Origin of the sequence: Streptomyces sp. NPDC002130 (assembly GCF_040296465.1) — a bacterium.
Taxonomy (GTDB): domain Bacteria; phylum Actinomycetota; class Actinomycetes; order Streptomycetales; family Streptomycetaceae; genus Streptomyces.
Genome location: NZ_JBEOXI010001078.1, coordinates 1 through 1,167, shown reverse-complemented (window position 1 = coordinate 1,167; position 1,167 = coordinate 1). Strand labels below are relative to the sequence as shown.

The window sequence follows — 1,167 nt, the reverse complement described above, 5'->3', positions numbered from 1 at the left end:
CGGCGGAAAGATCACCGGCATCGAGTCCGGCGCGGGCGAGATGGCCCTGCTCAAGCAAGGAGGTCACACCTTCGACCGCGGGCATCCATGAATTCGGCACAGGGCGGGCTGTAGCAACGCTGCGAGCAGCCTCTACGAAGTCGCGAGTCAATAGAGAATCGACGTCTGATCGCCAACCGATAGATAACGGCGTTGGTGGTATGCCGGTGACAGGAACGAACGCTAGTCCTGGCCGAGAATAGAACCGCTGCGTCGATGCTTGCGAGAACGCGACGCCCTTCTTCGACAAGATCGCTTCGAAACACTCGTCGACCGTTGAAACCTCGGCTCCGAGCCGAACGTCATGCCCATCGCGAGAGCTCAGTGCGAGCCAGAAGTCACGCCACTCGTCGGTACTGCGACGAGCAACGAATGGCTGACCTGTGAGATCCTCGACACTGATCGAATCATGTTGCGCAAGAGGGGAGTCCGAGCTAACGACCAGCACTCGCGGTTCGATGAAAAGGGTGTCGAGCGCGAGCCAGTCCGCAACGACGACGGGCGGCCTGATGAACGCTACGTCCACCGTGCCGTCGCCTAGTCCGACGTAGGGGTCGGAGAAGTCGAACGATTGCATTTCCACCTCGACATCCGGGTGCATCGAGCGAAATGCCGACAGGATGTCCGGGGTCAGCTCAGCGGCAGCATTCGCCTGGAATCCGATAACGAGATTGCTGCGCGCACTGCGGCCGACTTGCCGGGTGAGCGACGCAATGCGCTCGGCATCCGAGAGTAGCTGACGGCTTCCTTCCAAGAGCCTCACCCCTGCCGGCGTCAGGGCCACATGACGGCTGTCACGAATGAACAGCGCTGTCCCCAGAGAGTGCTCAAGCTTTCGAATCTGAACACTCAGAGATGGTTGGGCGATATGGAGCCGTGCAGCCGCACGGCCGAAGTGCAGTTCCTCCGCCACCGCCACGAAGTACGACAGCGGCCTCAACTCCAGGGGTAAGCGCACATCGCCGATGCTATTCGCCGCCACCGCCACCGCGGAATCACGACCACCGCATCCGATGATGGGCCGCACAACCCTCACTCTGTACCCACACATGAACGGACTAGACGCCCCTATAACGAGGGGCGCTGGACACCGTTCCGACCAAGTTGAACACCTCTCGAGCGGCGTAT

At 61.0% G+C, this 1,167-nt stretch carries 1 protein-coding gene; it reads right to left on the bottom strand.

The window, feature by feature from the left end:
• On the bottom strand, positions 1 to 1,066 hold a 1,066-nt coding region (locus ABT116_RS48565; RefSeq protein ID WP_351647948.1), incomplete at its 3' end, for a LysR family transcriptional regulator.
• Positions 1,067 to 1,167: the final 101 nt, after the last annotated feature.